This is a genomic window from Arthrobacter sp. AZCC_0090, assembly GCF_014207375.1.
GTDB lineage: Bacteria > Actinomycetota > Actinomycetes > Actinomycetales > Micrococcaceae > Arthrobacter.
Genome location: NZ_JACHEE010000002.1, coordinates 204,923 through 228,952 on the forward strand (window position 1 = coordinate 204,923; position 24,030 = coordinate 228,952).

25 protein-coding genes and 1 riboswitch are annotated in these 24,030 nt (G+C 64.3%); of the genes, 7 read left to right on the forward strand and 18 right to left on the reverse strand.

Annotated features, from left to right (window positions below; translation table 11 throughout):
* Positions 1-25: 25 nt before the first annotated feature.
* Positions 26-1,036: a DMT family transporter gene (locus HNP00_RS03725; protein ID WP_184736049.1), complete on the reverse strand. Its 1,011-nt coding sequence runs from the start codon at positions 1,034-1,036 to the stop codon at positions 26-28.
* 54 nt (positions 1,037-1,090) lie between these two features.
* Between HNP00_RS03725 and HNP00_RS03730 the strand changes: the two genes are divergently transcribed.
* Positions 1,091-1,321, forward strand: a complete 231-nt coding sequence (locus HNP00_RS03730) for an RNA-binding S4 domain-containing protein (RefSeq protein WP_184736051.1) — start codon at positions 1,091-1,093, stop codon at positions 1,319-1,321.
* Positions 1,322-1,384: 63 nt separating this feature from the next.
* Here the strand turns inward: HNP00_RS03730 and HNP00_RS03735 are convergent, their stop codons facing one another.
* The gene (locus HNP00_RS03735) at positions 1,385-2,053 is read right to left on the reverse strand and encodes an alpha/beta hydrolase (protein ID WP_184736054.1); all 669 of its coding nucleotides are present in this window, start codon (positions 2,051-2,053) and stop codon (positions 1,385-1,387) included.
* Positions 2,054-2,122: 69 nt separating this feature from the next.
* Here HNP00_RS03735 and HNP00_RS03740 point away from each other — a divergent pair, with 69 nt between their 5' ends.
* Together HNP00_RS03740 and HNP00_RS03745 are read left to right on the forward strand one after the other, a co-directional pair.
* On the forward strand, positions 2,123-2,965 hold the full coding sequence (locus tag HNP00_RS03740; protein WP_184736056.1) for an SGNH/GDSL hydrolase family protein: 843 nt from the start codon (positions 2,123-2,125) through the stop codon (positions 2,963-2,965).
* A gap of 67 nt (positions 2,966-3,032) precedes the next feature.
* Positions 3,033-3,392, forward strand: coding sequence for a hypothetical protein (locus HNP00_RS03745; protein WP_184736058.1), 360 nt, complete (start codon positions 3,033-3,035; stop codon positions 3,390-3,392).
* Positions 3,393-3,423: 31 nt separating this feature from the next.
* Here the strand turns inward: HNP00_RS03745 and HNP00_RS03750 are convergent, their stop codons facing one another.
* A complete protein-coding gene (locus tag HNP00_RS03750) occupies positions 3,424-4,545 on the reverse strand; it encodes a homoserine O-acetyltransferase (RefSeq protein ID WP_184736060.1) in 1,122 nt (373 codons plus the stop codon).
* A 13-nt stretch (positions 4,546-4,558) separates the two neighbouring features.
* Positions 4,559-4,674, reverse strand: a riboswitch (SAM riboswitch).
* 160 nt (positions 4,675-4,834) lie between these two features.
* Positions 4,835-6,151 (reverse strand): bifunctional o-acetylhomoserine/o-acetylserine sulfhydrylase, encoded by a 1,317-nt coding sequence (locus HNP00_RS03755; RefSeq protein WP_184736062.1) that lies wholly within the window; start codon positions 6,149-6,151, stop codon positions 4,835-4,837.
* A 238-nt stretch (positions 6,152-6,389) separates the two neighbouring features.
* On the opposite strand from HNP00_RS03755, the gene HNP00_RS03760 reads away from it, so the two are divergent.
* Positions 6,390-7,028 carry a VOC family protein gene (locus HNP00_RS03760; RefSeq protein WP_184736064.1) on the forward strand — a complete coding sequence of 213 codons (639 nt, stop codon included), beginning with the start codon at positions 6,390-6,392 and terminating at the stop codon, positions 7,026-7,028.
* A gap of 197 nt (positions 7,029-7,225) precedes the next feature.
* On the opposite strand, the gene HNP00_RS03765 is transcribed toward HNP00_RS03760, so the two are convergent.
* A complete protein-coding gene (locus HNP00_RS03765) occupies positions 7,226-7,990 on the reverse strand; it encodes a CPBP family intramembrane glutamic endopeptidase (RefSeq protein ID WP_184736066.1) in 765 nt (254 codons plus the stop codon).
* Positions 7,991-8,090: 100 nt separating this feature from the next.
* Between HNP00_RS03765 and HNP00_RS03770 the strand changes: the two genes are divergently transcribed.
* Positions 8,091-8,771, forward strand: coding sequence for a histidine phosphatase family protein (locus HNP00_RS03770; protein WP_260404747.1), 681 nt, complete (start codon positions 8,091-8,093; stop codon positions 8,769-8,771).
* A gap of 15 nt (positions 8,772-8,786) precedes the next feature.
* On the opposite strand, the gene HNP00_RS03775 is transcribed toward HNP00_RS03770, so the two are convergent.
* Genes HNP00_RS03775 through HNP00_RS03795 form a run of 5 tightly spaced genes read right to left on the reverse strand, consistent with a single transcriptional unit; the run spans position 8,787 to position 13,270 of the window.
* On the reverse strand, positions 8,787-9,578 hold the full coding sequence (locus HNP00_RS03775) for a DeoR/GlpR family DNA-binding transcription regulator (RefSeq protein ID WP_184736068.1): 792 nt from the start codon (positions 9,576-9,578) through the stop codon (positions 8,787-8,789).
* A 23-nt stretch (positions 9,579-9,601) separates the two neighbouring features.
* A complete protein-coding gene (locus HNP00_RS03780) occupies positions 9,602-10,441 on the reverse strand; it encodes a class II fructose-bisphosphate aldolase (protein ID WP_311770489.1) in 840 nt (279 codons plus the stop codon).
* Positions 10,438-11,382 carry a 1-phosphofructokinase family hexose kinase gene (locus HNP00_RS03785; RefSeq protein ID WP_184736070.1) on the reverse strand — a complete coding sequence of 315 codons (945 nt, stop codon included), beginning with the start codon at positions 11,380-11,382 and terminating at the stop codon, positions 10,438-10,440. Before HNP00_RS03785 ends, HNP00_RS03780 begins: the two co-directional genes overlap by 4 nt.
* Positions 11,379-12,329, reverse strand: coding sequence for an ROK family protein (locus HNP00_RS03790; RefSeq protein ID WP_184736072.1), 951 nt, complete (start codon positions 12,327-12,329; stop codon positions 11,379-11,381). Before HNP00_RS03790 ends, HNP00_RS03785 begins: the two co-directional genes overlap by 4 nt.
* Before the next feature lie 8 nt (positions 12,330-12,337).
* Positions 12,338-13,270 (reverse strand): SIS domain-containing protein, encoded by a 933-nt coding sequence (locus tag HNP00_RS03795; protein ID WP_184736075.1) that lies wholly within the window; start codon positions 13,268-13,270, stop codon positions 12,338-12,340.
* Between the two features lie 464 nt (positions 13,271-13,734).
* On the opposite strand from HNP00_RS03795, the gene HNP00_RS03800 reads away from it, so the two are divergent.
* Complete coding sequence (locus HNP00_RS03800; protein WP_260404777.1) at positions 13,735-14,055, forward strand: PLD nuclease N-terminal domain-containing protein; 321 nt, start codon at positions 13,735-13,737, stop codon at positions 14,053-14,055.
* Here the strand turns inward: HNP00_RS03800 and hutI are convergent.
* From hutI to tdh, 6 genes are all read right to left on the reverse strand, one after another.
* Positions 13,959-15,182: an imidazolonepropionase gene (gene hutI, locus HNP00_RS03805; protein WP_184736076.1), complete on the reverse strand. Its 1,224-nt coding sequence runs from the start codon at positions 15,180-15,182 to the stop codon at positions 13,959-13,961. The two genes, HNP00_RS03800 and hutI, sit on opposite strands and share 97 nt — an antisense overlap.
* A gap of 11 nt (positions 15,183-15,193) precedes the next feature.
* Positions 15,194-16,291 (reverse strand): FAD-binding oxidoreductase, encoded by a 1,098-nt coding sequence (locus HNP00_RS03810; RefSeq protein WP_184736079.1) that lies wholly within the window; start codon positions 16,289-16,291, stop codon positions 15,194-15,196.
* A gap of 93 nt (positions 16,292-16,384) precedes the next feature.
* On the reverse strand, positions 16,385-16,855 hold the full coding sequence (locus HNP00_RS03815) for a pyridoxamine 5'-phosphate oxidase family protein (RefSeq protein ID WP_184736081.1): 471 nt from the start codon (positions 16,853-16,855) through the stop codon (positions 16,385-16,387).
* Positions 16,856-16,909: 54 nt separating this feature from the next.
* Positions 16,910-18,310: a 6-phospho-beta-glucosidase gene (locus HNP00_RS03820; protein ID WP_184736083.1), complete on the reverse strand. Its 1,401-nt coding sequence runs from the start codon at positions 18,308-18,310 to the stop codon at positions 16,910-16,912.
* Between the two features lie 6 nt (positions 18,311-18,316).
* On the reverse strand, positions 18,317-19,513 hold the full coding sequence (locus tag HNP00_RS03825) for a glycine C-acetyltransferase (RefSeq protein WP_184736085.1): 1,197 nt from the start codon (positions 19,511-19,513) through the stop codon (positions 18,317-18,319).
* Positions 19,514-19,566: 53 nt separating this feature from the next.
* The gene (tdh, locus tag HNP00_RS03830; protein ID WP_184736112.1) at positions 19,567-20,613 is read right to left on the reverse strand and encodes an L-threonine 3-dehydrogenase; all 1,047 of its coding nucleotides are present in this window, start codon (positions 20,611-20,613) and stop codon (positions 19,567-19,569) included.
* Positions 20,614-20,727: 114 nt separating this feature from the next.
* On the opposite strand from tdh, the gene HNP00_RS03835 reads away from it, so the two are divergent.
* Positions 20,728-21,663 (forward strand): LysR family transcriptional regulator, encoded by a 936-nt coding sequence (locus tag HNP00_RS03835; RefSeq protein WP_184736114.1) that lies wholly within the window; start codon positions 20,728-20,730, stop codon positions 21,661-21,663.
* A gap of 28 nt (positions 21,664-21,691) precedes the next feature.
* Here HNP00_RS03835 and HNP00_RS03840 read toward each other — a convergent pair whose 3' ends face one another.
* Both HNP00_RS03840 and HNP00_RS03845 read right to left on the reverse strand, forming a co-directional pair.
* Positions 21,692-22,879 (reverse strand): Gfo/Idh/MocA family protein, encoded by a 1,188-nt coding sequence (locus tag HNP00_RS03840; protein WP_184736116.1) that lies wholly within the window; start codon positions 22,877-22,879, stop codon positions 21,692-21,694.
* A gap of 26 nt (positions 22,880-22,905) precedes the next feature.
* The gene (locus tag HNP00_RS03845) at positions 22,906-23,964 is read right to left on the reverse strand and encodes a LacI family DNA-binding transcriptional regulator (RefSeq protein ID WP_184736118.1); all 1,059 of its coding nucleotides are present in this window, start codon (positions 23,962-23,964) and stop codon (positions 22,906-22,908) included.
* Positions 23,965-24,030: the final 66 nt, after the last annotated feature.

Genomic DNA, 24,030 nt, shown 5'->3' on the forward strand with positions numbered 1-24,030 from the left:
TGCGCAGAAAGCTGCGTGTCCTAGCCTACCGGCCTTTCGCCGCTGTCCTGCCTCCGTAACCGCGGGAAGCGAGCGCACCCTTCGGCCAAGGCAACGTGGCCACGATGATGGCGGACAGCGTCAGCAAGGTGCCAAGAACCGTGGGCAACGCCACCACCGTTCCGAGTGCCGGGAAGACCAGGTCCAGCGCGAGCGATCCGAGCAACTGGCCGGCGATCATCCCCAGTCCCGTCACCAGCACGCCCAGGCTGCGGACAAGCAGGGCGGCCAGGCCGATGAAGATGCAGCCCATCGGACCGCCCAGGTAGTACCACCATTCGGCGGGCAGCCCGTGGCCGGGACCGGCCAACAGCAGTTTGATGAGCCAGGCGATCCATAGGATGACCGTGCCGGCCACGAAATTCACCAGCGTGGCGGCGATAGGGCTGCCGTAGTGCACGGTTGCGGTGCCGTTCATGGCTTGCTGGAAACTCATGAGGCAACCCGCCAAGACGGGCAGGAGGATGGGGAGAAGCAAGGATCCGACGTCGGCGGCCGCCCCAAGGCGCGGCGAGACGGCCCAGATGACGGCGGCAATCGTCAGGACGCTACCGAGGATCCGGACCCCCGTGATCGAACGTTTGCCGCCGGGTCCGATGCCAAGCCGATCCACGAGGAGCCCGCTGAGGGTCTGGCCTGTCACCGCGGCCACCGTGAACAAGGCCACGCCCAGCAGGCCGACGGTAAACGATTGGGCAAAGACGAATAGCGCGCCGATCCCGCCGGCCAGGACGTAGAACCGGGGAAAGCTACGCTCCTTGAGGGCGGGCAGGATCCTTCGCAAGGCAGCGCGGCCTTTCGGGAACGCCAGTCCGATCGCGGCGATCACTACCAGCCCCGTGGTGAAGCTCACGACGGCGGCCGCGATGCCGTCGTCGAGCGTTGCCCCCAGCGCGCCGTTGATCCGGCCCTGGAGGGGAATCACGAGACCAGTAGCCACGGCAAGCAGCAGGCCGGTGTGCAAAGGAAGCGAAGTCCGGGAGGTTGTTTTGGTCACGGGGCGGGACTGTTGCGGCACTTTCACCACCCTACTTCAGGCATCATGGCATGTATGAACAACCCGGAAATTCAAGAAATCCCCATCCGTGACGACATGATCCGCCTTGGCCAGCTCCTGAAGCTCGCCAACCTGGTGGAGGACGGCGTGGAGGCCACCGAGCTCATCAAGAACGGGTTGGTCAAAGTCAACGGCGAGATCGACGAACGACGCGGCCGCCAGCTCCATGCCGGCGATACCGTGACCGTCAACGGACAAACCGTGCGGATCGCGAAGGATTCCTAGAGTTTGCGGACAGCTGATGTCCCTTAAGCCCCGTTTTGAGGGACATGATCTGTGCACAAACTCCTATTTGCTGTTGAGGACCTTGTGCTCCAGGAATTCGCCCACGTGGCCGATTTCCTGCTGGTTGATGCCGTGCCACATACCCGTGTAGAGCACCTTGGTCAGGTCTGTGTGCTTTCGCACCCACCCCATGGTGTATTCGATCTTGTCCGGGGTAATGACTGGATCCTGTTGATCCCGTCCCCAGAAGAGCGGCACGGAACCGTCCAGTTCGGCGTCGCGGAACGCGGGGTCCGCATCGGCGTCGACGGCGAAGCCTGAAAGCCCGACGACGGCGGCAAAGTCGGCCGGCCGCTGCCGGAGCAGCGAGGTGGCCATGGCCATCCCCATCGAGAACCCGAGGAGCGTCACCGAGCTGTGGTTGGACTTGAGCGAATCCAGCCAGGAAAACACATACTCGGCCGCGGTCTTGACGGCGTCGAGCGAGTAGTCGATGGACGCCGTCAGCGGGAACCACGTGAAGCCCGGGCCCGTGGCGATCGGGGCTCGGAGCGAAGCGACGACGAACTCCCGGGGCAGCAGGCTTGCGAGGCTAAAAAGGTCTTGCTCGTTGGATCCGTAACCGTGCAACAGGACCAGCAACGGCTTTCCAGCCCGTTCCTCCTCTTCGTGGGACCACAAAACGACCGGGGGAGGAAAAGCAGGGGCAGGAAAGGCGGAAGCTTGACTCATGGGACTATTCTTACAGTTACCCATGAGTAACAAGCTACGGGCGCGTAGCGTTGCAGCAAAAGGCAGGATATGGACGTGAGTGGCACTGATTCCACGGTGGAGCGAGGCGCGGATGAGCGGATTCATCCGTGGACCCGCTACGTGGCCTTGGGTGATTCGTTTACCGAGGGCATCGGCGACCCCGAGCCCAACAGGCCCGGGGGACATCGCGGCTGGGCCGACCGGGTGGCCGAGGAACTGAGCCGCGGCCACCGCGATTTCGCCTACGCCAACTTGGCGATCCGGGGGCGCCTGCTCCAGCAGATCGTGGACGAACAACTTGGCCCGTGCATGGACCTTAAGCCGGACCTTGTCAGCATCTCCGCAGGCGGCAACGACCTCATCCGTCCCGGCGGCGACCCAGATGCCCTGGCCGAGAAACTCGACGCCACCGTACAGACCCTAAGTTCCGGAGGCGCCACCGTGGTTCTCTTCAACGGACCCGACACCGTCTCGTCAGTCCTTGGGCGGATCCGCGGCAAGGTTGCCATCTACAACGAAAACCTGCGAACTGTAGCCGCCCGCCACGATGCTGTGGTGGCGGATATGTGGTCGCTGCGGCAACTTTCCAACCCGCAGATGTGGGATGAAGACCGCCTGCATTTCTCGCCGCTCGGCCATCACACGATCGCCACCATGGTCCTCGATTCCCTCAATGTTCCACACAATCTCGAGCCGCTCCTTCCCAAGCCACTGCCCCAGCGCAGTTGGCGCGAAGCGCGCTCCGGAGACCTCGTATGGGCGCGGGAGTATTTTGTGCCGTGGGTCATCCGCCGGATCCGGCACCAGTCCTCAGGCGACGGAATCTTGCCAAAACGCCCGACGCCGGGGCCCGTCTTCGGACCGGCCGACACCGTTTTGCCTCGGAGCTGACGGAAGACCACGACGCTTGCCACAGGGGGCGGGGCTAAGCTGGAGAAAGACCTAGGAGGCCTCCACCGTGAACAATTTGATCTTCTGGATCATCGTCTGCTCTTGGCTGATTCCCATGGGGATCCGCATGTACAACCGCTCCCGCCAGCGCAGGCTCCGGGACTTCCCTCCGCAGAACATTCCTCCTCAGAACTACCCTTACGGATACCCTGCACAACCTCCGGTGATCATCCCGGCTGAGCCGCAGCCCCCGGTGGCGACGCCCGCGCCGCAGGCCGCTCCGCCGTCGTCGGCTACTCCCCTGCCGAACACCGCGCCCCACGGCTACCGGGCCCGGAAACTGGCCGAACTCGACCAGCAGTACAGCGACGGGAAAATTGCCATGGAGGACTATATGAAGCTCCGCCAGGAGATCATGAACGGCTGATTCAGCCGAAGCAAACGCGCTTTATCCAGCGTCAGCCGAAGAATGCCTCGCGCAGCTGCGGGCCGAGCTGGCCGATTTCAGTGAGGAACCCGTCGTGCCCGATGGGTGCCTCGATCACGTGTACTGAGACCTCGCCGGGCAAGGCCTTGGCCAGTTCATGGGATTGCTCAGGGAAGTAGAGCCGGTCCGAGTCCACCGCGGCAACAAAGAACTTGGCGGTCGCCACGGAAAGCGCATCCGCCAAGGCACCCCGGCCGCGGGTGATGTCGTGGCTCATGAGGGCCTCGGTGATGGCGATGTAGCTGTTGGCGTCGAAGCGCTGGACCAGCTTGCTTCCCTGGTGGTCGAGGTAGCTCTCCACCTGGTAGCGGCCCCGGTCCCCCAACGCGGCAGCCTGAAGTGGCGCCTCGGCGCCTTGGGCGTTCCGGCCGAAGCGGAAGTCCAGTTCATCCGCCGAACGATAGGTGATGTGGGCGATCCGACGGGCCAGGGCCAACCCCGCCTCGGGCGCGGCCTGGCCATAGTAGTCACCACCGTTGAAGTCGGCGTCCTGCCGGATGGCGAGCGTCTGGGCCTGGGCGAATGCGATCTGTTCGGCAGTGCTGTACGCCCCGATGGAAATCACAGCACATCGCTTGACGCGGTCCGGATAGCTAACGGCCCATTCGAGTGCGCGGGCACCGCCCATGGATCCGCCTACGACGGTGTGCCAGCTGCGGATTCCCAGGGCGTCCGCCAAGCGGGCTTCCGCCGTGGTGCTGTCCCGCAGCGTCACCAGCGGAAAACGGGATCCCCACGGCTTGCCATCGGGCGAGCACGACGACGGACCGGTGCTGCCGTAGCAGCCTCCCACGATGTTGACGGAGACCACGAAGTAGCGGTCCGTATCAATGGTTGCGCCGGGTCCAACGAGTTGCTCCCACCAGCCTTCTTCGTCGCTCTCACCGCGGGCAACGTGCGTGCTGCCGGTCAGGGCATGTTCCACCAGCACGGCGTTGGAAGCATCGGCGTTGAGCCGCCCCCAAGTCTCGTACGCGAGGACGACATCGGGGAGAAAACCTCCGGCTTCCAGTTCGAGTCCGCCCACGGAAACATACCTGAGCGTTCCGTCTTGGGTCCCGGAAAGGGGTATGGCTGTTGCAGCAATTGTCATTCGTTGACACCTCACATCGCGCTTGCCCGCCGCCAACAAAGCGAAGGGCCAGGTCTTCACCCGGGGCACCCCACCGCGAAAGGAGGGTTGCCGGCCAGCAAGCCGGGGCTGTCGCTGGCACTCATGACCTATACGAAGAGTCTAGGAAAACCGGACCCCTTCTGACGAAGATTATGACATCTATGTGACACTTCGCCGCGTTTTGTTCATGCAAAAGACGTTGATGGGGCCGGCCGGCGAAGATTCATTCTGCATCGCCAGCCGGCCTCCTTCGGTCAGTGGGGGCTGCCTAAGCGCCCTTGGCTGCCCGGAAGCCCGCCTCGAGGTCCGCAAGGATGTCGTCAACGTGCTCGATCCCGACGGACAGCCGCACCAGGCCCGGGGTAACTCCTGCCACGGCCTGCTGTTCAGTCGTCAGCTGGCTGTGGGTGGTGGACGCAGGATGGATCACCAAGGAACGGACGTCGCCGATGTTTGCCACGTGGGAATGAAGCTCCAGGGCGTCCACGAAACGCTTGCCGGATTCGATCCCTCCGCGGATGGTGAAGGACACAACAGCTCCAGTGCCCCTGGGCCCGTACTTCCGGCCGCGTTCGAACCACGGGCTGGAAGGCAGGCCTGCGTAGGCGACGGATTCGACGTCGTCGCGCTCTTCGAGCCATTGCGCCACTTTGGTGGCGTTCTCCACATGGCGTTCCACCCGCAGGCTGAGGGTTTCGATTCCTTGGGCAATCAGGAAAGCGTTGAACGGGGAAACAGCCGAGCCGAGGTCGCGCAAGAGCTGGACCCGGGCCTTGAGGATGTAGGAGAGGTTGGCGCCCAGGGCGCCGTCCTTGCCCAGGTCGCGAGCATAGACCAGGCCGTTGTAGCTGGGGTCCGGGGTGTTGAAGTTGGGGAAGCGCTCAGGATCCTTGCCGAAATCGAAGTTGCCGGAGTCCACGATGACGCCGGCAATGGCGGCTCCGTGCCCACCCAGGTACTTGGTGGCCGAATGCACCACGATGTCCGCACCCCACTCGATAGGCCGGATCAGGTAAGGCGTGGCCAGGGTGTTGTCCACGATGAGCGGAACTCCGGCCTGGTGCGCGGTCCGGGAGACGCCCTCGATATCCAGCACGTCTTGACGGGGGTTGGAGACCACTTCAGCGAAGAACAGCTTGGTGTTTGGCTGGACCGCGTCCCGCCACTGGTCAAGATTGTCCGGATCCTCGACGAAGGTCACCGAGATCCCGAATTTCTTCAGCGTGTGGGCCAGCAGGTTGTAGGTGCCGCCGTAGAGGCTCGGGCTGGCGACGACGTGGTCGCCAGCCTCGGCGACGTTGAGGATGGCGAACGTCTCCGCGGCCTGGCCGGAACTCAACAGGAGTGCCGCCAAACCGCCCTCGAGGCTCGCTATGCGCTGTTCCACGGCATCCTGCGTAGGGTTGCCAATCCGCGTGTAGATGGGCGCCAACTCGGCCAGCGCGAAGCGGTTGGCCGCGCTTTCGGCGCTGGGAAAGACGAACGAGGTGGTCTGATAAATGGGGAGCGCCCTGGCCCCGGTGGCGGCGTCCGGTTCCTGGCCGGCGTGGATCTGGCGCGTTTCGAATGACCATCCTTGGGACATGCGGACTCCTGGTTGCTCGGGGCTCTCGGCCGTGATTTAGCCTGCGGGCCTGCTGTTGCCGGCCTGGTTGCCGCCAGTCTAGGGAGGCCATTGCGGGCTCCGGAAGCTTTGTGACGAAAGCAGTAGTTTTCGGTCCTGGCGCGTCCCGAAGTGACCCTGAGCTGCCTTTTCGATACATCCCACCTTGGTTAGGCTTGACTTAGCTGAGAGCTCCATCACAAAGTGCCAAGATGAAGCCATGCGCATGGATCACGTCTCTTACGCTTGTGAACGAGATGGCCTACTGGCCACCACCGAGCGGATTTCCGCAGCATTGGGAGTGGACGCAGTCCGGGGCGGAGTGCACCCGCGCTTCGGTACCCGGAACATGATCATCCCCCTTGCTGACCACAAATACCTGGAAGTTGTCGAGGTCCTTGACCACCCGGCATCTGACAAGGCACCTTTTGGACAAGCCGTCCGTGCACGCTCCGCTGCAGGAGGTGGCTGGATGGGTTGGTGCGTCGCTGTTGACGACCTGAGCCCATTCGAACACCGACTCGGACGCGCGGCTGTCCCCGGTAACCGCAAGTTTCCGGACGGCCGCGAGCTCGTCTGGTCGCAAATCGGCATCCTGGGACTCATCGCCGATCCGCAGGTCCCGTACTTGCTCCGTTGGGAGGGCGACCCCTCGCTTCATCCGTCCCTCGTCTACCCAAGTGACGTCAAGATGTCCAGCCTCACCATTGCCGGCTCGGCGGAACGCGTCACCGAGTGGCTGGGAGAACCCGTAGAAAAGCCCCTTGAGGACGTCGCAGTCCAATGGATGGCTCCGCACGGAACGCCGGGAATCATGTCGGTAACGTTCGAAACCGCCAACGGAGCCGTCACCATCTGACGGACCATCGGGCCAGGATGGCCCGGAAAACTTCGGCCGCCATATGCGGGTGCCAATGACGTCACCGCGATGGCGGCCGAAACCTTTTAAACTCAACTTAACGCACAACGCGGCGGGCTTGTGGCATCCGGCAGCATGCGTCTAAGCGAGGAACGAGCGAGCATGCAGAGGATGGCTCACGCCCGTCGCTGCACCCCCTATCCCAGTCCGATTGCCTTGCCGAAGACGCTGAAGCCGACGAACGCCACGATGTCCAGGAGCGCATGCGCCACCACGAGCGGCATGACCCGTTTGGTCCGGGTGTAAATCCAGCCGAACACCAGACCCATGACCGCATTGCCGATGAAGGGTCCGAAGCCTTGGTACAGATGGTAGCTGCCGCGCAGGAGCGCACTGAGCCCGATCGCCAGCGGAGTGCTCCATCCGAACTTCCCGAAACGGTCCAGAAGGTAGCCAACCACGATGACTTCTTCGACGACGGCGTGCCGGACAGCGGACAGGACCAGCACAGGCACCGTCCACCAGTAGGAGTCCAGGCCGCTGGGGATGATCGCCGTCGTGATTCCCAGGGCGCGACCGGCCGCGTAGAGGCCCAGTGACGGGATTCCGATCAGCGCAGCGAGACCCAGTCCCTGGAGCGCGTCGCGGCCTGGCCGGGCGAAGTTGAAGCCCAGCCGGGTGAATCCTGAGGGACTCTCCGCCGTTTGGCGGTGGATCGACAGGAAGTAGAACACCAGCACCACGGGGACCAGTGCGAACGCAATATCGAGCAGCTGGTATGTGAGATCGAAGTACTCACGGGTGTTCTGGGAACGATTGAGGGTAGACGTTGCCTGGGACAGGGGCGCCCGAGTCATCTTGTCCAACAACTGCACCACGGAGTACACGGCCGATTGGCCCAAGGACAGGCCAAGGACAATCAGCACTTCGGCGCGCAGCCGGCGCGTTGAGGCAAGGAGCATGCTCCTATCTTGCCTGCATTTGGCTGATGTTTTCCCGGGAGTTCATTCTCCGAGGGCCGCCTGCACGGCACCGGTGGCAGCGGACCCTATGCTTGGTGGGATGAGCGCGCCAGCACGAATCTTCATGATCCGGCACGGCCAGTCCGCCGCCAACGCCGACACTTCCATCTACAACCGTGTCCCCGACTACCGCATCCCCTTGACGGAGCTCGGGATCGAGCAGGCGCGGGCCGCAGGTGGGGAACTGCGCAAGAAGCTCGACGGCGAGCCGGTGTGCGTCTACGTCTCGCCGTACCTTCGGGCATACCAAACCCTTGAGGCACTCAATCTGGGCAACCTCACGGAGAGGGTGATCGAGGAACCCCGGCTGCGTGAACAGGACTGGGCAAACTTCCAGATCGCCGGAGACATCGGGGACCAAAAGGAGCTTCGCAACCTCTACGGCCATTTCTTCTACCGGTTCCGCGAAGGAGAATCCGGTTCCGATGTTTACGACCGCATTTCGTCCTTCATGGAAACCCTGTACCGGCATTGGGAAAAACCCGATTACGCGCGCAACACCCTGCTGGTGACCCACGGCCTCACCATGCGTCTTTTCTGCATGCGGTGGTTCCATTGGTCGGTGGAGTATTTCGAGTCCCTCAACAACCCGGGCAACGCGGAGCTACGGACACTTGTCCGCAACGATCAGGACAAGTACGATCTCGACACGCCGTTCAGCCAGTGGGTGCAGCGCAGCACAGACGAAACCGTGTTGAACGCTCCCCCGGTGGTCTTCTGACGGGCAGGCTCCGAGCTAAGCGTCCTTGGCCACGATCACTTCAGTGCCGCTCGCTTCGAACGCGGCCTTGTCTTCTGCCGTGATCCCGGAATCGGTGATGAGCCGGCGGAAATCGTACCCGGCCATCGCCGCGAACGCGCGTTTGCCGATCTTCGTGGAATCGGCCAGGACATAGGAATCCGTCGCACGGCGTGCCATGACGGTATTCACCATGGCCTCGCCCTCGTCCGTGATGGTGGGGCCGATCTTCGGATCAACTCCGTTGACGCCGATGAAGGCGATATCCAGGGCAACCTTCTGCATGATGACATCCGTATAGGGCCCCACAAGTTCATACGAACGCGGGTTCAGGATGCCACCGGTGACCATGATCTTGATGTTGGGGCGCACGGCAAGCTGGGCCGCGATATTGATGGCGTTGGTGACCACGGTCAGCATGGGCCGGTTGGAGGGAGCGTTGAGGTCTTCGCGGGTGGACAAGACCTGGGCCAGGGCCGTATTGGTGGTCCCACCGCTGAGTCCGATCACGGCCCCGGGCACGATGAGTTCGGAAGCGGCCAGGGCAATCTGCTGCTTCGCCTCCGCGTGATCATCCCTGTTGTAACGCCCTGGGAGCTCGTAGGCAACTGATCCCGTGGTTGCACCGCCGCGGGTACGGCTCAGGAGCCTTTGCTTGGCGAGGCTGTCGAGATCACGGCGCGCCGTGGCTGGTGAGACGCCCAGGCGGGTCACGATATCCTCGACCTCAACATGCCCTGACTCGGCGAGGAGATCAAGGATGGCTGTCAGTCGATCGTTGCGGGTCATCACGAACCTTCCGGAAATTGAGGCTAATTCACTTTCGCGAACAGCGTCAGCAAACGTGCGGTTTCCAACACGAGGGCATCCCGTCCGGCCTTGATGTACTTGCGGGAGTCCACCACGGAAGGGTTGGCATCCAGGTACTCACGGACGGCGCGGGTGAAGAACCCGTTCAAGTGTGTGGATACGTTGATCTTAGTCATACCGGCCCGGATTGCCGCCACCAGCGTCTCATCTGCTACGCCCGAGGAACCATGAAGGACCAGCGGTAGCTGGACGGCCTGCTTCAGCCGGGTGATCAGCGCCAAGTCCAGGGTGGCGCTCCGTTCTGTCATGGCGTGCGAGGAACCGACCGCGACGGCGAGGGCATCAACCCCGGTCGCGTCCACAAAGGAGCGGGCCTCGGCAGGATCCGTTCGGACTCCAGGAGCATGGGCGCCGTCCTTGCCCCCGACCTTTCCGAGCTCGGCCTCAACGTAGACACCGTGTTCCTTGGCGTACTGGGCGACCCGGCGCGTGACTTCAACATTCCAGTCGTAAGGCAAATGCGCGCCGTCGTACATCACGGAACCGAAACCAAGGTCAACGGCTTGCAAGGCAAGCTCCTCGGATTCGGCGTGGTCCAAGTGCAGGGCCACGAGAACAGAAGCGTCCCGGGCGATGGACATTGCGCCCCGGGCAATCGGTACGAGTCCACCGTGGAAGCGGGCGCAGTTCTCCGAGATTTGCAGGATCAACGGGACTCCCGCCGCCTCCGCTCCGGCCACCAGGCCCTCTGCGGTTTCGAGGTGGATGACGTTGAAGGCGCCTTGGCCAATGCCATTGGACGCGGCATTGTCCATGAGTTCCCGTGTGCTGACGAGGGTCACAGGGTCTCCTTCCAGCTAAGAATGAGTTGATTTTCGAGGTCCGCGTAGAGCGGCGAGATCTCGCCGGCGGCGGGCATGAGCACCGCAGCGGCGGACCATGCCGTGGCCCTGCTCAGGATCGTGGGAATGTCGGAGACTCCGCTCGCGAGCGCGACTGCGGCCGCCGCCACCCCGGCGTCGCCGGCTCCGGTGGGGTTGCCGCTGAGTGGCTCCGGGAGCCGTGCGCTCCAATAGCCACCCGGGGCCGCATGGTGGAACGCAAGCATGCCGTCGGCGCCGGCACTGACCAGGACCGTTTTGGCACCCAAAGCGATCAATTGCCGTGCGGCAGCCTCCAGGCTGCTCTCCCCGGTTGCTTCGAGGAGTTCGTGGTTGTTGGGCTTGAGCAGATCCGCCCCGGCCCGAGCGGCGGCGATGATCCCGGGACCGGAGGTATCGACGACGGCGGGGATCCCGGCGTCGTGCGCCAGACGCACCAGTGCAGGGTAGAAGTCCGCCGGCGCTCCCGGCGGCAGACTGCCGGATCCGACAAGCACTCCGGCGCCTTGACCGTCGAGGGCCTCGACGACGGCGGCGGCCAGCGCCTGCCATTCGGCCGGCTGGAGGGGATTCCCCTGTTCATTGAAGATGGAGGTTTCGCCGCCCACCGTGTCCACGAGTGCGATGCTGCGCCGGGTCTCCGCGGCAACCGGAATCAGGCGATGCGGTACTCCGCTGCTGCGGAGTTCTGCGGCGAATTCCGCACCGGCCGTGCCGCCCGAGGGCGCGAGAGCCAGCACGGGGTGGCCCAGCTGGTGAGCCACCCGGGCAACGTTGAGGCCTTTTCCGCCTGCGCGGCTCAAGGGTGCGGCCACGCGATGGCTTGCGCCGGGAGTAATCCCGGCAACGTGGTAGCTGAGGTCGATTGCCGGATTGGGCGTGACCGTGATGACCCGCTTCATGGCCTCGTCCCCGTGCCGGAGGCGGCATTCGCCGCAGGGAGCAAGGCCCGTGCCCTCATCGCAGCGCCCAGCAAGCCGGCGTCCTGGCCAAGCTCGGCGCGCATGATGATGGGCCGGCGTTGGAAGTCGAGCAGCTCGTCAAGGCGTGAGCGCAGCGGCTCCAGGAGTCCCTCCCCCGCTTCGGCAAGACCGCCGCCCACCACCACGGCTTCAGTGCCGATGATGCTGACGCACTGACTGAGGCTGAAGGCGAGGGCATCCACGGCGTCGGCCCAGATCCGCGCCGCGAGCGCGTCGCCTGCCGCGGCCTTCTCCAGAACTTCACGGGCGCCGGCGCGCGGAGTTCCGGCCTTGTCGCTGTAGCGCCGGGCGATCGCTCCGGCGGAACCGACGGCCTCGAGGATCGTGTGGCCGGGACCGTCGGGGTCCGGAACAAGGGCGTGGCCCAGTTCCCCCGCGAAGCCGCCTGCGCGCACCGGGTACCCGTCGGAAATGACAGCGGCAGCGATCCCGGTGCCGACCACCATCACCACGACATTTCGAAAATCGCGGGCCGCTCCGAAGCGGAATTCGGCCTCGGCCGCCGTGCTGACATCATGGCCGAAAGACACGGGGAGTCCGAGGCGCTGCGTGGCCTTTTCCCCGAAGGGAAAGTTGCGCCACCCCAGGTTCGCCGAGTAGATACCCACTCCGGTGTCGGAGTCCACGATTCCGGGAACAACAATGCAGGCTGCTTTCGCCGGGTGGCCGGGGAATTCAGCGGCAAACTCAGCAGCCAACGCGGCAATGGCGTCCAGGATCGCATCGCCAGGCCGCAAGGCATCACGTGGCGTTGCGACGCGGCGCAACCCCAGGACATTCCCGGCCGCGTCGACAAGACTTGCCTTCAGGTCCGTTCCGCCGACGTCGAAGGCCAGGACTGCGGATTCAGCGGCTCCGAGAACCATGGGAAGACCTAGGCCGTGGCGTTCAAGACGACAGAGCGCGTGAGGTTGCGCGGCAAATCCGGGTTGAGGCCGCGCACGCGCGCCCGCTCCAAGGTGACTTTGTGGACGCGTGCCAGCTCCGCGAGAGGGTGCTTGCCGGTATTGACGTACAGGGCGCCGGTCCGGGCCATATCGGCATCCAATCCCTCGGGCTGTGCGCCAAAGAGCCACGTGACCCGGCCAGGGGCAGCAATGGAAATGGGGCCGTGCCGGTATTCCATCGCCGGATATGATTCAGTCCAGCCCTGCACTGCTTCGCGCATCTTGAGCCCGGCTTCGTGGGCCAGGCCGACAGTCCAGCCGGTGCCGAGGAAAGTGAACTGTTCGGCGTCGAGCAACTCCTGGGAAACAGGCTCCGTCACTGCGGTGCGGGCGTGCTCGATGGCGGTGCCGAGTTCGATGCCCAGGCTCGTGAGGAGATACACCAGTGCTGTGGTGGCGAAGCGGGTCTGGACCACCGACTTCTCGTCGGCGTACGAGAGTCCGATCACGGCGTCGGCCAAGGCAATGATAGGAGAATTCACGTCGCCGATCACCGCAACAGTGCGGACCTTCCCGCGCAAGGCTTCCAGAAGCCCAAGTACCTCCGTGGTGGTGCCGGAGCGGGTGATGGCGATGACGGCGTCGTACTGGCGCCCGGTGCTGTTGTGGTTAAGGAAAGCTTCCGACGCCGCGAAAGCGTCGGTGACGCCCTTGCCCGCGGCTTCGCGGGCCGCGGCATAGCTTTGCGCCATGAACCATGAGGTACCGCAACCGACGACGGCGATCCGCTCGCCATCAGCAGGCAGCAGCTGCCCTGCCTTGGCTTGCTCAAGTTTGCATTGCTCGATGGCCCGCCGCCAGACCTCGGGCTGCGAAACAAGCTCTTCTTCCATGAAGGCCCCGAGGGTGTTGTTACTCATCGCACTTACCATTCCTGTCCGCGCTTGTTCGACGCACTCTTCAACGCTCAACGATTTGACGTTTTATGATCCATATAAACACTAAACGATCATTTTCAATCGCACAAGCATCTTAAGGAGCCCTGGATGCGCCAAAGAAAAAGCAGGGCTCCTCCCGAAGGAGGTGCCCTGCTTGGTGTTGCAGGTGTCGTGGCGCCCCGGGTCGGATCCAACGCTCCTACCCACAGAGAATCTTCTGCACAACACTCAAATTCGCCAGTATTTGCACTCATTTCGACGGAAATCCACACCTACATGTGGAGACGGCTGCCTAGGATCGGCCTAGGACCGGCGCCGATCCTGACCATGCAAATCAGTTTCGAGCATTAGATAGATTCGTCAACATCTGAGGGGGCCCGATGTTCTTGTCAATGTCAGCCTGCAATGACGTGCTCGCGCCTACCGGATACGAGGTTGTTGCAGCCATGTTCGCATTGATCGCAATCGGCCTGTTCATCTGGGCTCTGGTATCGCTTGCCCGCAACGCAAAGACCCTGACGAACCGGGAAACCCTACTCTGGCTTCTGCTGATCATCTTCGTTCCCCTCATCGGGCCCGCCGCCTGGCTCATGACGAGTGGGAGGTCCCGGAGAAAGCCAGCCCGTCCGGTAGCTTGTCGCGGGGACTGTAAACACAGTCCCCGCGATGGTCAGAGCGCGCGGATTCCCGCCCGCCACACGCCGAAGGTCAGCGGAATTCCGGGCCGGTACGCCAGGTGCGTGGCCGACGGCGCCTTGAGCATGTGAAGGTCTGCACGGTGCCCGACGGCGATCGAACCCACCGCCCGTTCGCCGTCGACGTCGTTCCCCGACTCCCGTCCCAAAGCGAGCGCGCCGCCATACGTGGCCGCCCGGACGGCCTCGTGGACGCTCAAGTGCATCTGCAAAACCGCGGTGGTGACGCAGAAGGCCATCGAACTCGTGTACGAGGTGCCGGGATTGCAGTTCGCGGCCAAGGCAATCTGGACTCCGGCATCGATCAGCGCGCGACCCGGGGCGAGCGGCTGGCGGGTAGAGAGATCGCAAGCAGGCAAGCAGGTGGCCACCGTGCCGCGCTGGCCCGTTCCTGAGGAGGCGTCCCAGCCGCTCCATGTCCCCGCGAGCGCCTGGATATCGGCCTCGGAAAGGTAGTTGACGTGGTCAACGCTGGCCGCACCGAACTCCACGGCCAACTGAACACCGGGTCCTTCACCAAGCTGGTTTCCGTGGACACGCAGCCCCAGGCCCGCGTCGCGGCTGGCCGACAGGACGCGGCGAGACTGCTCTTCGGTGAAAGCGCCGCGCTCGCAGAAAACATCGGCCCAGCGAACGTAAGGGCGGACGGCGTCGAGCATTGGGCCACAGACGAGGTCCGTGTATTCCTCGGCATCGACGCCGGCCGGGACCAGGTGCGCGCCCAAGTAGGTGACTTCGTCCACGGTAGCCGCGGCGATGCGGGCACTCCGGGCCTCGTTCTCGAGATCCAGTCCGTAGCCAGTCTTGCTCTCGAGGTAGGTAGTGCCTTGGGAGACGGCTTCGGCCACGCGTCCGGCGGCGAGGCGGATCAGCTCCTCATCGCTTGCAGCGCGCGTGGCACCGGTGGTGACGGCGATGCCACCGGCGCTGTAACTCTGGCCGGCCATCCTGGCCTCGAACTCGGCGGTGCGGTCCCCTGCGAAAATCAGGTGCGAATGCGAATCCACCCAGCCCGGAAGCACGGCGCGGCCCTCGGCATCCACGCGCCCGTCCGCGGCGGGAGCCTCGGACGCAGGGCCGATCCAGGAGATACGCTCACCCTCGATCACCACGGCGGCGTCCTTGAGGACGCGATGGTCCACGTCCTGGGTCATCAATTCGCCGATGTTGCTGATCAGTGTGCTCGTCTGTCCGCTCATGAACCTATTGTTCAACGGCGGATGGACCAACGGGTGGCGGCAAGCTCCCTAGGTGTCCGGGATACCGGACCGGCGTCGGATACGGAGCCCAGGATCTCGGCGGCCGCGAGCTCAGCAATCGCGGAGGAGGTCTGGAAACCATAGCCGCCTTGGCCCGCGAGCCAGAAGAAGCCGGGAGCCTCGGCGTCGAAACCCATCACCGGGACGCCGTCGGCAGCTTCCGTGCGCAACCCCGTCCAAGCCTTGGCCACGGAGTGGATGCCCATCGACGTCAGCGAGTTCAGCCGGACCACGAGCGCTTCCACATCCCCGGGCCGCGGCCGCGCGTCTTCCGGGCCGCTCGGCACCGTCTCCGACGGCGAAATGAGCACTTGTTCACCCTCGCGCCGGAAGTAGTAGGAGTCATCCGCGGCGCACACCATGGGGGTACCGGGCGGAAGGGGGCGTTCGACGTCGACGATCGCCGCCGTGCGGCGGAACGGCTGCAAGCCCAGCTTCTCCACCCCGCTGAGCACCGCGAGTTCGTCCGCCCAGGCACCCGCCGCATTGACGACGACGGCGGACTGGAAGCCTTCCAGCCCGGCGCCCAGTTGCCAGCCGGAGCCGAGGCGTTGGGCCGAATGGACCCGCGCTCCGGTGATGATGTCCACTCCCCCGGCCTCAGCGCGTTGTCGGTGATCTTCCAACAGCACGGGCGCGTTGCAGGCGAATGATCCCGTATCGAGGCCAGCGGCAGTGAAAGATCCGGGATTCAGTGCCGGGCACAGATCAAGGGCCTCTGCATGTGTGATGGGATGCATGTGCCCGCTGGCCTCTGCCGTGACCGTCGCTTCGTCGCCCACCAACATGAAGGACCGCGGTTCCAGAACCGGTACCGGCAACTCGGCGTCGCGGGCCGCCATCAGTTCCAGTGTCCTGATAGTAAGTTCCTGCACGACGGCGGGTCCGTAACTCGGGATCAACTGCCGGGCTGAGCGGGAAGACGTGTGGTAGGCCAGTGTTTGTTCGGCCTCGACCAAGGCTACCGAACATTGGCCGGCGAGCGCCGAGGCCAGGGACAATCCGGCGATGCCGCCGCCGACAATTACCACATCATAATTTGCAGCCATCCCTCCATCCTGTCAGCGCGGAGGCCTATATGCGAGGGGACCGGTCGCGAGGAGACCTGGTGCGAGAGGGCCGGTTACGGCCTCCAGCGGCGCCTATTCCACCGCGGACCGCTTGATCCCGCTGTACGGCGTCCACCATGTGAGCGGCTCCGTGACGGTGAAGCGCCGCCCCGAGATCGAGTCCGCGGGAACCCGCACGAAATGGTCCTTCTTGCCGGCTTCCCAAGGAAAGAGCGGCAAGGAGAACGAGTTGACCACGTCGTCGATTTGCTTGACGGGGGCTGCTTTGCCATGGAGTACGACGCTCCATGCGACTCCGGTGTTCGAGTCGACGCCGTCCACCTCCATCGCCACCGGGAATTCGCCCAAGGCCGCCGTGAGCTTTGTGCCCGCACGGGTTCTGAAGACAACCGTCCCCTGGTCCACGGCGTAATTGATGGGGAAAATGTCGGGGTGGTCTCCGAGCCACACTGCAAGCCTACCGACGGACACGCCCCTCAAGAGATCCCAGCATTGCTGGGAATCCAAAACCTCGGTTGCAGGTTGTGCTGCATCATTGTCCATGCTGCAGATACTAGGCCTCTGATCCTTCCCGGGACAGGGCTTAAGCGAAGGGGTTCAGCGAAGGTACTGGAGCTGCCCGAAATGACGGATGTAGTCATCCAGGAGCGCTTCCGCCACCCTGACCGAGTCCACGAGGGGGTGCATGGCCATCGCCTTGTAAGCGGAACGCCGGGAACCCGTGAGCGCGGCGTCGATCGTGGCGCGTTCCACGGCTTTGGCGTTGATCACCGGTCCTCGCGCGTAGTCCGGCAACGCCTTGGCCGGGAGCAAGCGGACTCCACCCGCATCCACAAGGCAGGGTGCCTCGATGACGGCGTCTGCATCGAGCTCAGCCAGGGTTCCCCTATTGGGGACGTTCAGGATCAGGCGGGCCGTTTCCCCCTGGCTGATGGCCCGCATGATGGCCAAAGCAACGGTCTCGTAGCCGCCCGACACCAGGTCCTCGGCGTCGCGCTCGAAGGTACCGGCCGCGACCCTGTTGCTTTGCATGTACGTCTCTTCGCGATCAAGCTTGGTCTTTTCCCAGAGCCGGAGGGCAGGCTTCGAGGACGGATCCCCGAGGGTGGGCTCCGCACCGCCGTCGTATCCTTCTCCTAGCCCGCTGTAGAAGGACGATTGCTGCCTCGCCAAGTAGGCGCCGCGCGTGGTTTCAGCGCGCCGATCGGCGTCGAGCGCTTCCCGCGTGAAGTAGTAGTAATGCAGGTACTCATTGGGAACCGCGCCCAGTGCCTGGATCCACGAAGCGCCGAACAGCCGGCCTTCTTCAAAGGACTCGACGGCGTTCGCGTCGGCCAGGACGCGCGGCAGAACGTCCTCGCCGTCAACCACCAGCCCACGCAACCAACCCAGGTGGTTCAGTCCGATGTAGTCGATCTCCACGGACCCATCGCGAAACGCCGCCGCACCTCGGTGGATTCCGGCCGCGGCCAGGGCGCGTCTCGCCAGCCCGACCGGCGAATCGCAGATCCCCACCACCTTCCGGCCAAGGACTCCTGTCATGACCTCGGTGATGACACCCGCCGGATTGGTGAAGTTGATGAACCAAGCGCCCGGAGCGTGCTTCTTGACCGCCTCGGCAATGTCCAGGACCACGGGGATGGTCCGCAACGCATAGGAAATCCCTCCTGCGCCCACGGTCTCCTGGCCTATGACCCCGTGATCAAGGGCAATCCGTTCATCGGCTGCACGCCCCTCCAAACCGCCCACCCGGATGGCGGAGAAGATGAAGTCGGTACCCGGCAACGCCTCAGACAGCTCCGTGAAAAGCCGTACGGAAGGCGCATCGGGCACCCCTTCGGCCATGTCGGCGAGGACTCTGTCCACGACGTCGAGCCTCGCGGAATCGGCATCGAACAGCCTGAGCTCTGTGACGCGCCCGGGTTCATGGTCCGCCAGCAACGCTGAATAGACCAGGGGAACCCGGAATCCCCCGCCGCCCAGGATGGTGAGGATCATGGGAACTCAGAGCCCCCCGGCTTCGCGGCTCTTCACGAACGCCTCGACACACGCCTCGACGTCCTCGGCGCTGTGTGCTGCGGAGAGCTGCACACGGATCCGAGCGGCGCCCTTGGGCACCACGGGGTAGCTGAACGCCGTGACGAAGACTCCATGGTGGAGCATCTCGTCGGCGACCTTCGCGGCAACCACTGCGTCGCCGAACATCACCGGGATGATGGCGTGTTCGCCGTCGAGCAGTTCGAAGCCCTCTTCGCTCATGCGGCGGCGGAACAGGGCAGCGTTCTCGAAGAGCTTGGAGCGGAGTTCGCCGGAACCCTGGACCAGTTCGATGGCCTTGATGGTGGCTGCAACGATGGCCGGGGCCAAAGAGTTGGAGAACAGGTACGGGCGGGCCTTCTGGCGCAGCATGGCGATGATTTCGCCGCGCCCGGAGACGTACCCACCGGAGGCGCCGCCGAGGGCCTTGCCGAACGTGCCGGTGTAGATATCGACCCTGTCGGAAACACCCGCGTGTTCCGGGGTTCCCGCGCCCGTGGCTCCCATGAAGCCGACGGCGTGGGAATCGTCCACCATGACCAGCGCGTCGTGCTTTTCCGCGAGATCGCAGATGGCCTCGAGCGGAGCAAGGTAGCCGTCCATGGAGAAGACGCCATCCGTGACGATGATCTTGCGGCGGGAACCCGCGGCCTCTACGAGCTTTGTCTCGAGATCGTCCATGTCCTGGTTGGCGTAGCGGAAGCGCTTGGCCTTGCTGAGGCGGATGCCGTCGATGATGGAGGCGTGGTTTAGGGAATCCGAGATGATGGCATCCTCGGGCCCGAACAAGGACTCGAAGACTCCGCCGTTGGCGTCGAAGCAGCTCGAGAACAGGATGGTGTCTTCAGTTCCGAGGAACTGTGAGACCCGGGCTTCGAGTTCGAGGTGCAGGTCCTGGGTGCCGCAGATGAAGCGGACGGATGCCATGCCGAAGCCGCGCGCGTCCATGGCGGCCTTGGCGGCGGCGATGATGTCCCGGTGGTCTGCCAGGCCCAGGTAGTTGTTGGCGCAGAAGTTCAAGACGGTGTTGGCGGGCTGGCCGAGCTGCCCGGCGGAGATGTGGCTGGCCTGCGGCGAATCAATGTGGCGTTCGGTCTTGAAGAGTCCTGCGGTTCGGATCTCTTCCAGTTCGCCCTGCAGCTGGTCTTTGATGCTTGAGTACATTGGTGGCTCCTGGTACTGGGAGTAGGGTGCTGGTTTGGCGGACTTTACGGCCACTAGATTTCGGTCCAGTCGAGGACTACCTTGCCGCCGGTGCCGGCGCGGGCGATCTCGAAGCCCTTTTCCCAGTCGGTAGCGGACAGTTTGTCCGTGACGACCGCGGAAATGTTGCGGTGGAGTGTGGGATTGGAGGACAGCATGGCGCTCATGGCGTACCAGGTCTCATACATCTCGCGGCCGTAGATGCCCTTGAGGGTCAGCATATGGGTAACCACTTTGCCCCAGTCAATATCGATGGACTGGCTAGGCAGGCCAAGCATGGCAATGCGTCCGCCGTGGTTCATGTTGTCGATCATCTCAGGCAGCGCCGTGGGATGTCCGGACATTTCCAAGCCGATGTCGAACCCTTCGAGCATGCCGAGCTCGCGCTGGGCGTCCTTGACGCGCATCTTCGAAACATCGACGGCGAGGTCCACGCCCATCTTCCGGGCCAGCTCGAGCCTGGGGGCCGACACGTCCGTAATGGCGATCTTGCGGGCACCGGCGTGGCGCGCGACGGCGATTGCCATGAGCCCGATGGGTCCCGCACCTGTAATGAGCACATCCTCACCGACAAGGGGGAAGCTCAGGGCCGTATGAACGGCGTTGCCGAAGGGGTCGAAGATGGCACCGAGCTCGGGAGTGACGGAGGGATCGTGGTGGACCCAGACGTTGGTCTCCGGGATGACGACGAACTCGGCGAAGGCGCCATCGCGCTGCACGCCGACCGACACCGTGTGGATGCACATCTGACGGCGGCCGGCGCGGCAATTGCGGCAAATGCCGCACACCACGTGGCCTTCACCGGAGACGCGGTCACCGACTTTGACGTCGCGGACGTCCTCGCCCACCGCCACCACCTCACCGTAGAACTCGTGGCCAGCAATCAACGGAGCCTCGATGATGCCCTGCGCCCAGGCGTCCCAGGACTGGATGTGCAGGTCCGTCCCGCAAATACCGGTGGTCGTGACCCGGATCTTCACGTCGCTGGGACCGGCTTCCGGTTCGGGACGTTCGACGAGTTCAAAACCCGCGTGTGGACCGGACTTGTAGAGAGCCTTCATGGGTCTTCCTAACTCAGGGGATGGGCCGTTTGTGTGCCGTTTCACTTCATTGAAGCCCCACTAACGGTTTAGCACAACTAGGTTTTTCTCAATCAACGATTTAGCATTTACTAAATGGAAGTACACCAGCTCCAGATGCTCAGGGAACTAGGAGATCTTGGCAGTGTCAAGGCCGTAGCGGAGACACTCATGGTCACGCCGTCTGCCGTCTCCCAGCAGCTCGCGCTCCTGCAGAAATCCGTCGACGTGCCACTGACGCGCAAGGAAGGCCGTGCTTTGGTGCTCACGGATGCGGGCCGGGTCCTCGCCGACGCCGGAGCCGCCGTCGTGAGCGCCATGGCTGACGCCCGGGCGGCCATTGGCGCGTACCACGACTCCCCGGGCTCCACCGTGACCGTGAGCGCCTTCCACAGTGCGGGCCAAGCGCTGTTCGCGCCGCTTGTGGCCTTGCTGGCCAAAGCCCGCGGCAGCGCGAGTCTTGAACGCGGCGTCCCCCGCTTGAAACTCGCCGACGAGGACGTAGCGCAAGAAGATTTTCCCGGACTCGCGGCGCGGTACGACCTCGTGCTCGCGCATCGAATGGAACACAGCCCCGGGTGGCCCACCGACAAGGTAGCCGTGATCCCGCTCGCCGACGAACCGCTCGACGTCGCGCTGCCCGCCGGCCACCCGCTCGCGGAACGCCGCCAACTCGCGCCGACCGACGTCGTCGGGCAGCCTTGGGTGACCAGCCGCGCCGGCTACTCCCCCGCGGACGTGCTGGCCGCCGTCGTCGCCGTCAGCGGACGGCCCGCGGAAGTCCTCCACCGCATCAATGACTACTCCACGGTGGCCTCGCTCGTGGCGGCAGGTGGAGCAATCGGATTGCTCCCGCGGTTCACTGCCCAACGCGTTCTGGACGCAGGGGTGGTGCTGCGTCCGCTGGCGGGGGTGAATTCGGTGCGCAAGATCGACATCTTGGCCAGGCCGGAAACCCTGAAACGGAAATCGGTCATGACGGTCTGCGAAGCACTGCAGACCGTCATGACCGAGCTAGCGGGCGCAGCCTGACGCTGCACCGCCTCATCCAACTGGCAAGCTACTTGGGGACCAAGGCAGGCTGGCCGGCTTCGAAATACTCCACGAGGTCTTGCGGCAGGGCCGGAACTTCGCGGGCGGAACCATCACCGCGCAGGGACTCCGTGGCCAGAACGCCGGCCGCAACCGCCTGGCGGGCTGCGATCGGGTTGGTCTGGGTCTGCCCGCCCTCGGCAGCGAAGCGGAGGAACTCCGCGATCAGGCGTGGATCGGCGCCCCCATGGCCGCCTTCGCCATCCTGGATCTCGATCACGTCATCCGGCTCAGCGAAACCGCTGGTGCGCGTGGTCCAGACCTTGATCAGCTCCCCGGGACCGTCGCCGAAGTTCTCGATCCTGCCCTTCGTTCCGATTACGGTGTAGTTCCGCCAGTAATCCGGCGTGAAGTGGCACTGCTGATAGGACGCCAGCACACCGTTGTCCAGGACCATGTTCATCATGGAGATGTCCTCGACGTCGATGGTCTCGGCGAGGTCCTGCTGCTCGGTGGGCGGCCAGTTGTCAATCGAAAACCACTCGCCCATGCGCTTGCCGCTGTTGTCGCTGCGCTTGGTCACCGAGCCGTAGACGGCCAAATCCCCGACGGCGGAGACGCGCCTGGTGTACCCGTTGGCGAGCCAGTGGATGACGTCGATGTCGTGCGCCCCCTTCTGCAGCAAGAGCGACGTGACGTTCTCGCGCTCGGAGTGCCAGTCCTTGAAGTAGTAGTCTCCCCCGTGGCCCACGAAATGCCGGCACCAAACGGCCTTGACCTCGCCGATCCTGCCTTCTTCAATGAGCTGGCGCATCTGGACTACCACGGGCATGTGCCGCATGTTGTGGCCGACATAGAGCCTGGTGCCGGTTTGGTAGGCGGTCCGCAGGATCAGGTCCGCAGCTTCGATGGTGACGTCAAGGGGCTTCTCGCAAAACGTCGGGATTCCTGCCTTGAGCGTGCGGACGGCGACGGCTGCGTGCTGGTTGTCCGGGGTAAGGACCAGAACGGCGTCGATACCGCTGTTCAGGAGCTCTTCAAGGTCGGCCGTCACGCGGGCCGTGGGGATGCGCTCGGACGCATCCGAGCGGCCTCGTTCGCTCGTGTCGCACACGATGGTGACTTCCGAGCCTTGGCCGGGCTTGTGCGCGTGGCGCCACAGCCCCGCGCGCAGGCCGAAGCCCACCAAGCCAATCTTCATGTCAACCGTTTCCATTTGCTGGTGAATCCTTCTGTTGGTTCTCAAAAAAGTCGTGTTGCGGCGGTGCGATGCGGTGCCGATTCCCGCACGAACAGGTGCCAGGGGAAGTCCATGACCGCGGGACCGGCACCCGCTCCGCCACGGGGAGCACCGCCGTCGACGGCTCGCTTCAGGAGGAGGTGGGCAATCCGATCGAAGAAGTCCACCGGACCCACGGTGCTCAGCGACGGCGACATCCGCTCGCCCTCAATGGTGTTGCCGACACCGATGATGTCCACGTCCCGGCCGACCGTCAGACCGAGGCGCTGTGCGGCGTTGATGGCACTGACGGCGGCAAAGTCTGTCACCGCGTAGATCGCCGTGGGCCTGTCCTTCAGGCTGAGCAGGCGCATGGTAGCGGCATAGGCCCCGAGCGTGGTGCCGTCGAAGGTTCCCACGAAGTCCTTGTTCAAAGGGATTCCGGCCTCTTCCAGCGCCGAGGTGTAGGCGTGGTACCGCGGGCCGCCCAAGGGCCGCCCGCTGCCTGCGGGCACCAAACACGCCACCTCGCGGTGGCCGTTCAAAAGATGCTCCACGGCAAGCTTGCAACCCGGACCGGCAACGGAACGAATGACGTCGAAACCGGCAGGCTCGAGAATCTCGTCGAATACCACCAAGGTGGTGCCACGCCCGGCGAGTTCCTCGAGGGCGCCCCGGTCCGGTCCGCGGACGGCGTCCACGAACACGGCGTCGGCATTCTGGCTTTGCAGGACCCGGGCCCAGTCCGCGTCGCCGAGGATCATGGGGGTGATGCCCAGGGGGGCGGCGGCCCGCTGTACGGCTTCGATCACGGACAAGGACCACGGATCGGAGAGCATGGTCAGGGACAGGATGACCGTGTTGGTCCGTCCAGTGCGGATAGCCCTGGCCGCTTGGTTGGGGCGGTAGCCGAGCCGTTCGGCGGCGGACTTCACCTTCTCCGCCGTCGAATCGGACACGCCCGGCCCGCCCTCCCCGCGGCGTCCGGACATCACATACGACACCGTGGCCGTGGAGACCCCTGCTTCTGCCGCAACCATGCGGATCGTGGGGCGCACTCCGGCGCCCGTGGCCTTGACCATGTCTCCCCCTATCGGCGGTGGCGGCAATGATACCGCCACCGCTGGCGATCATTTTCTAGAAGTCTG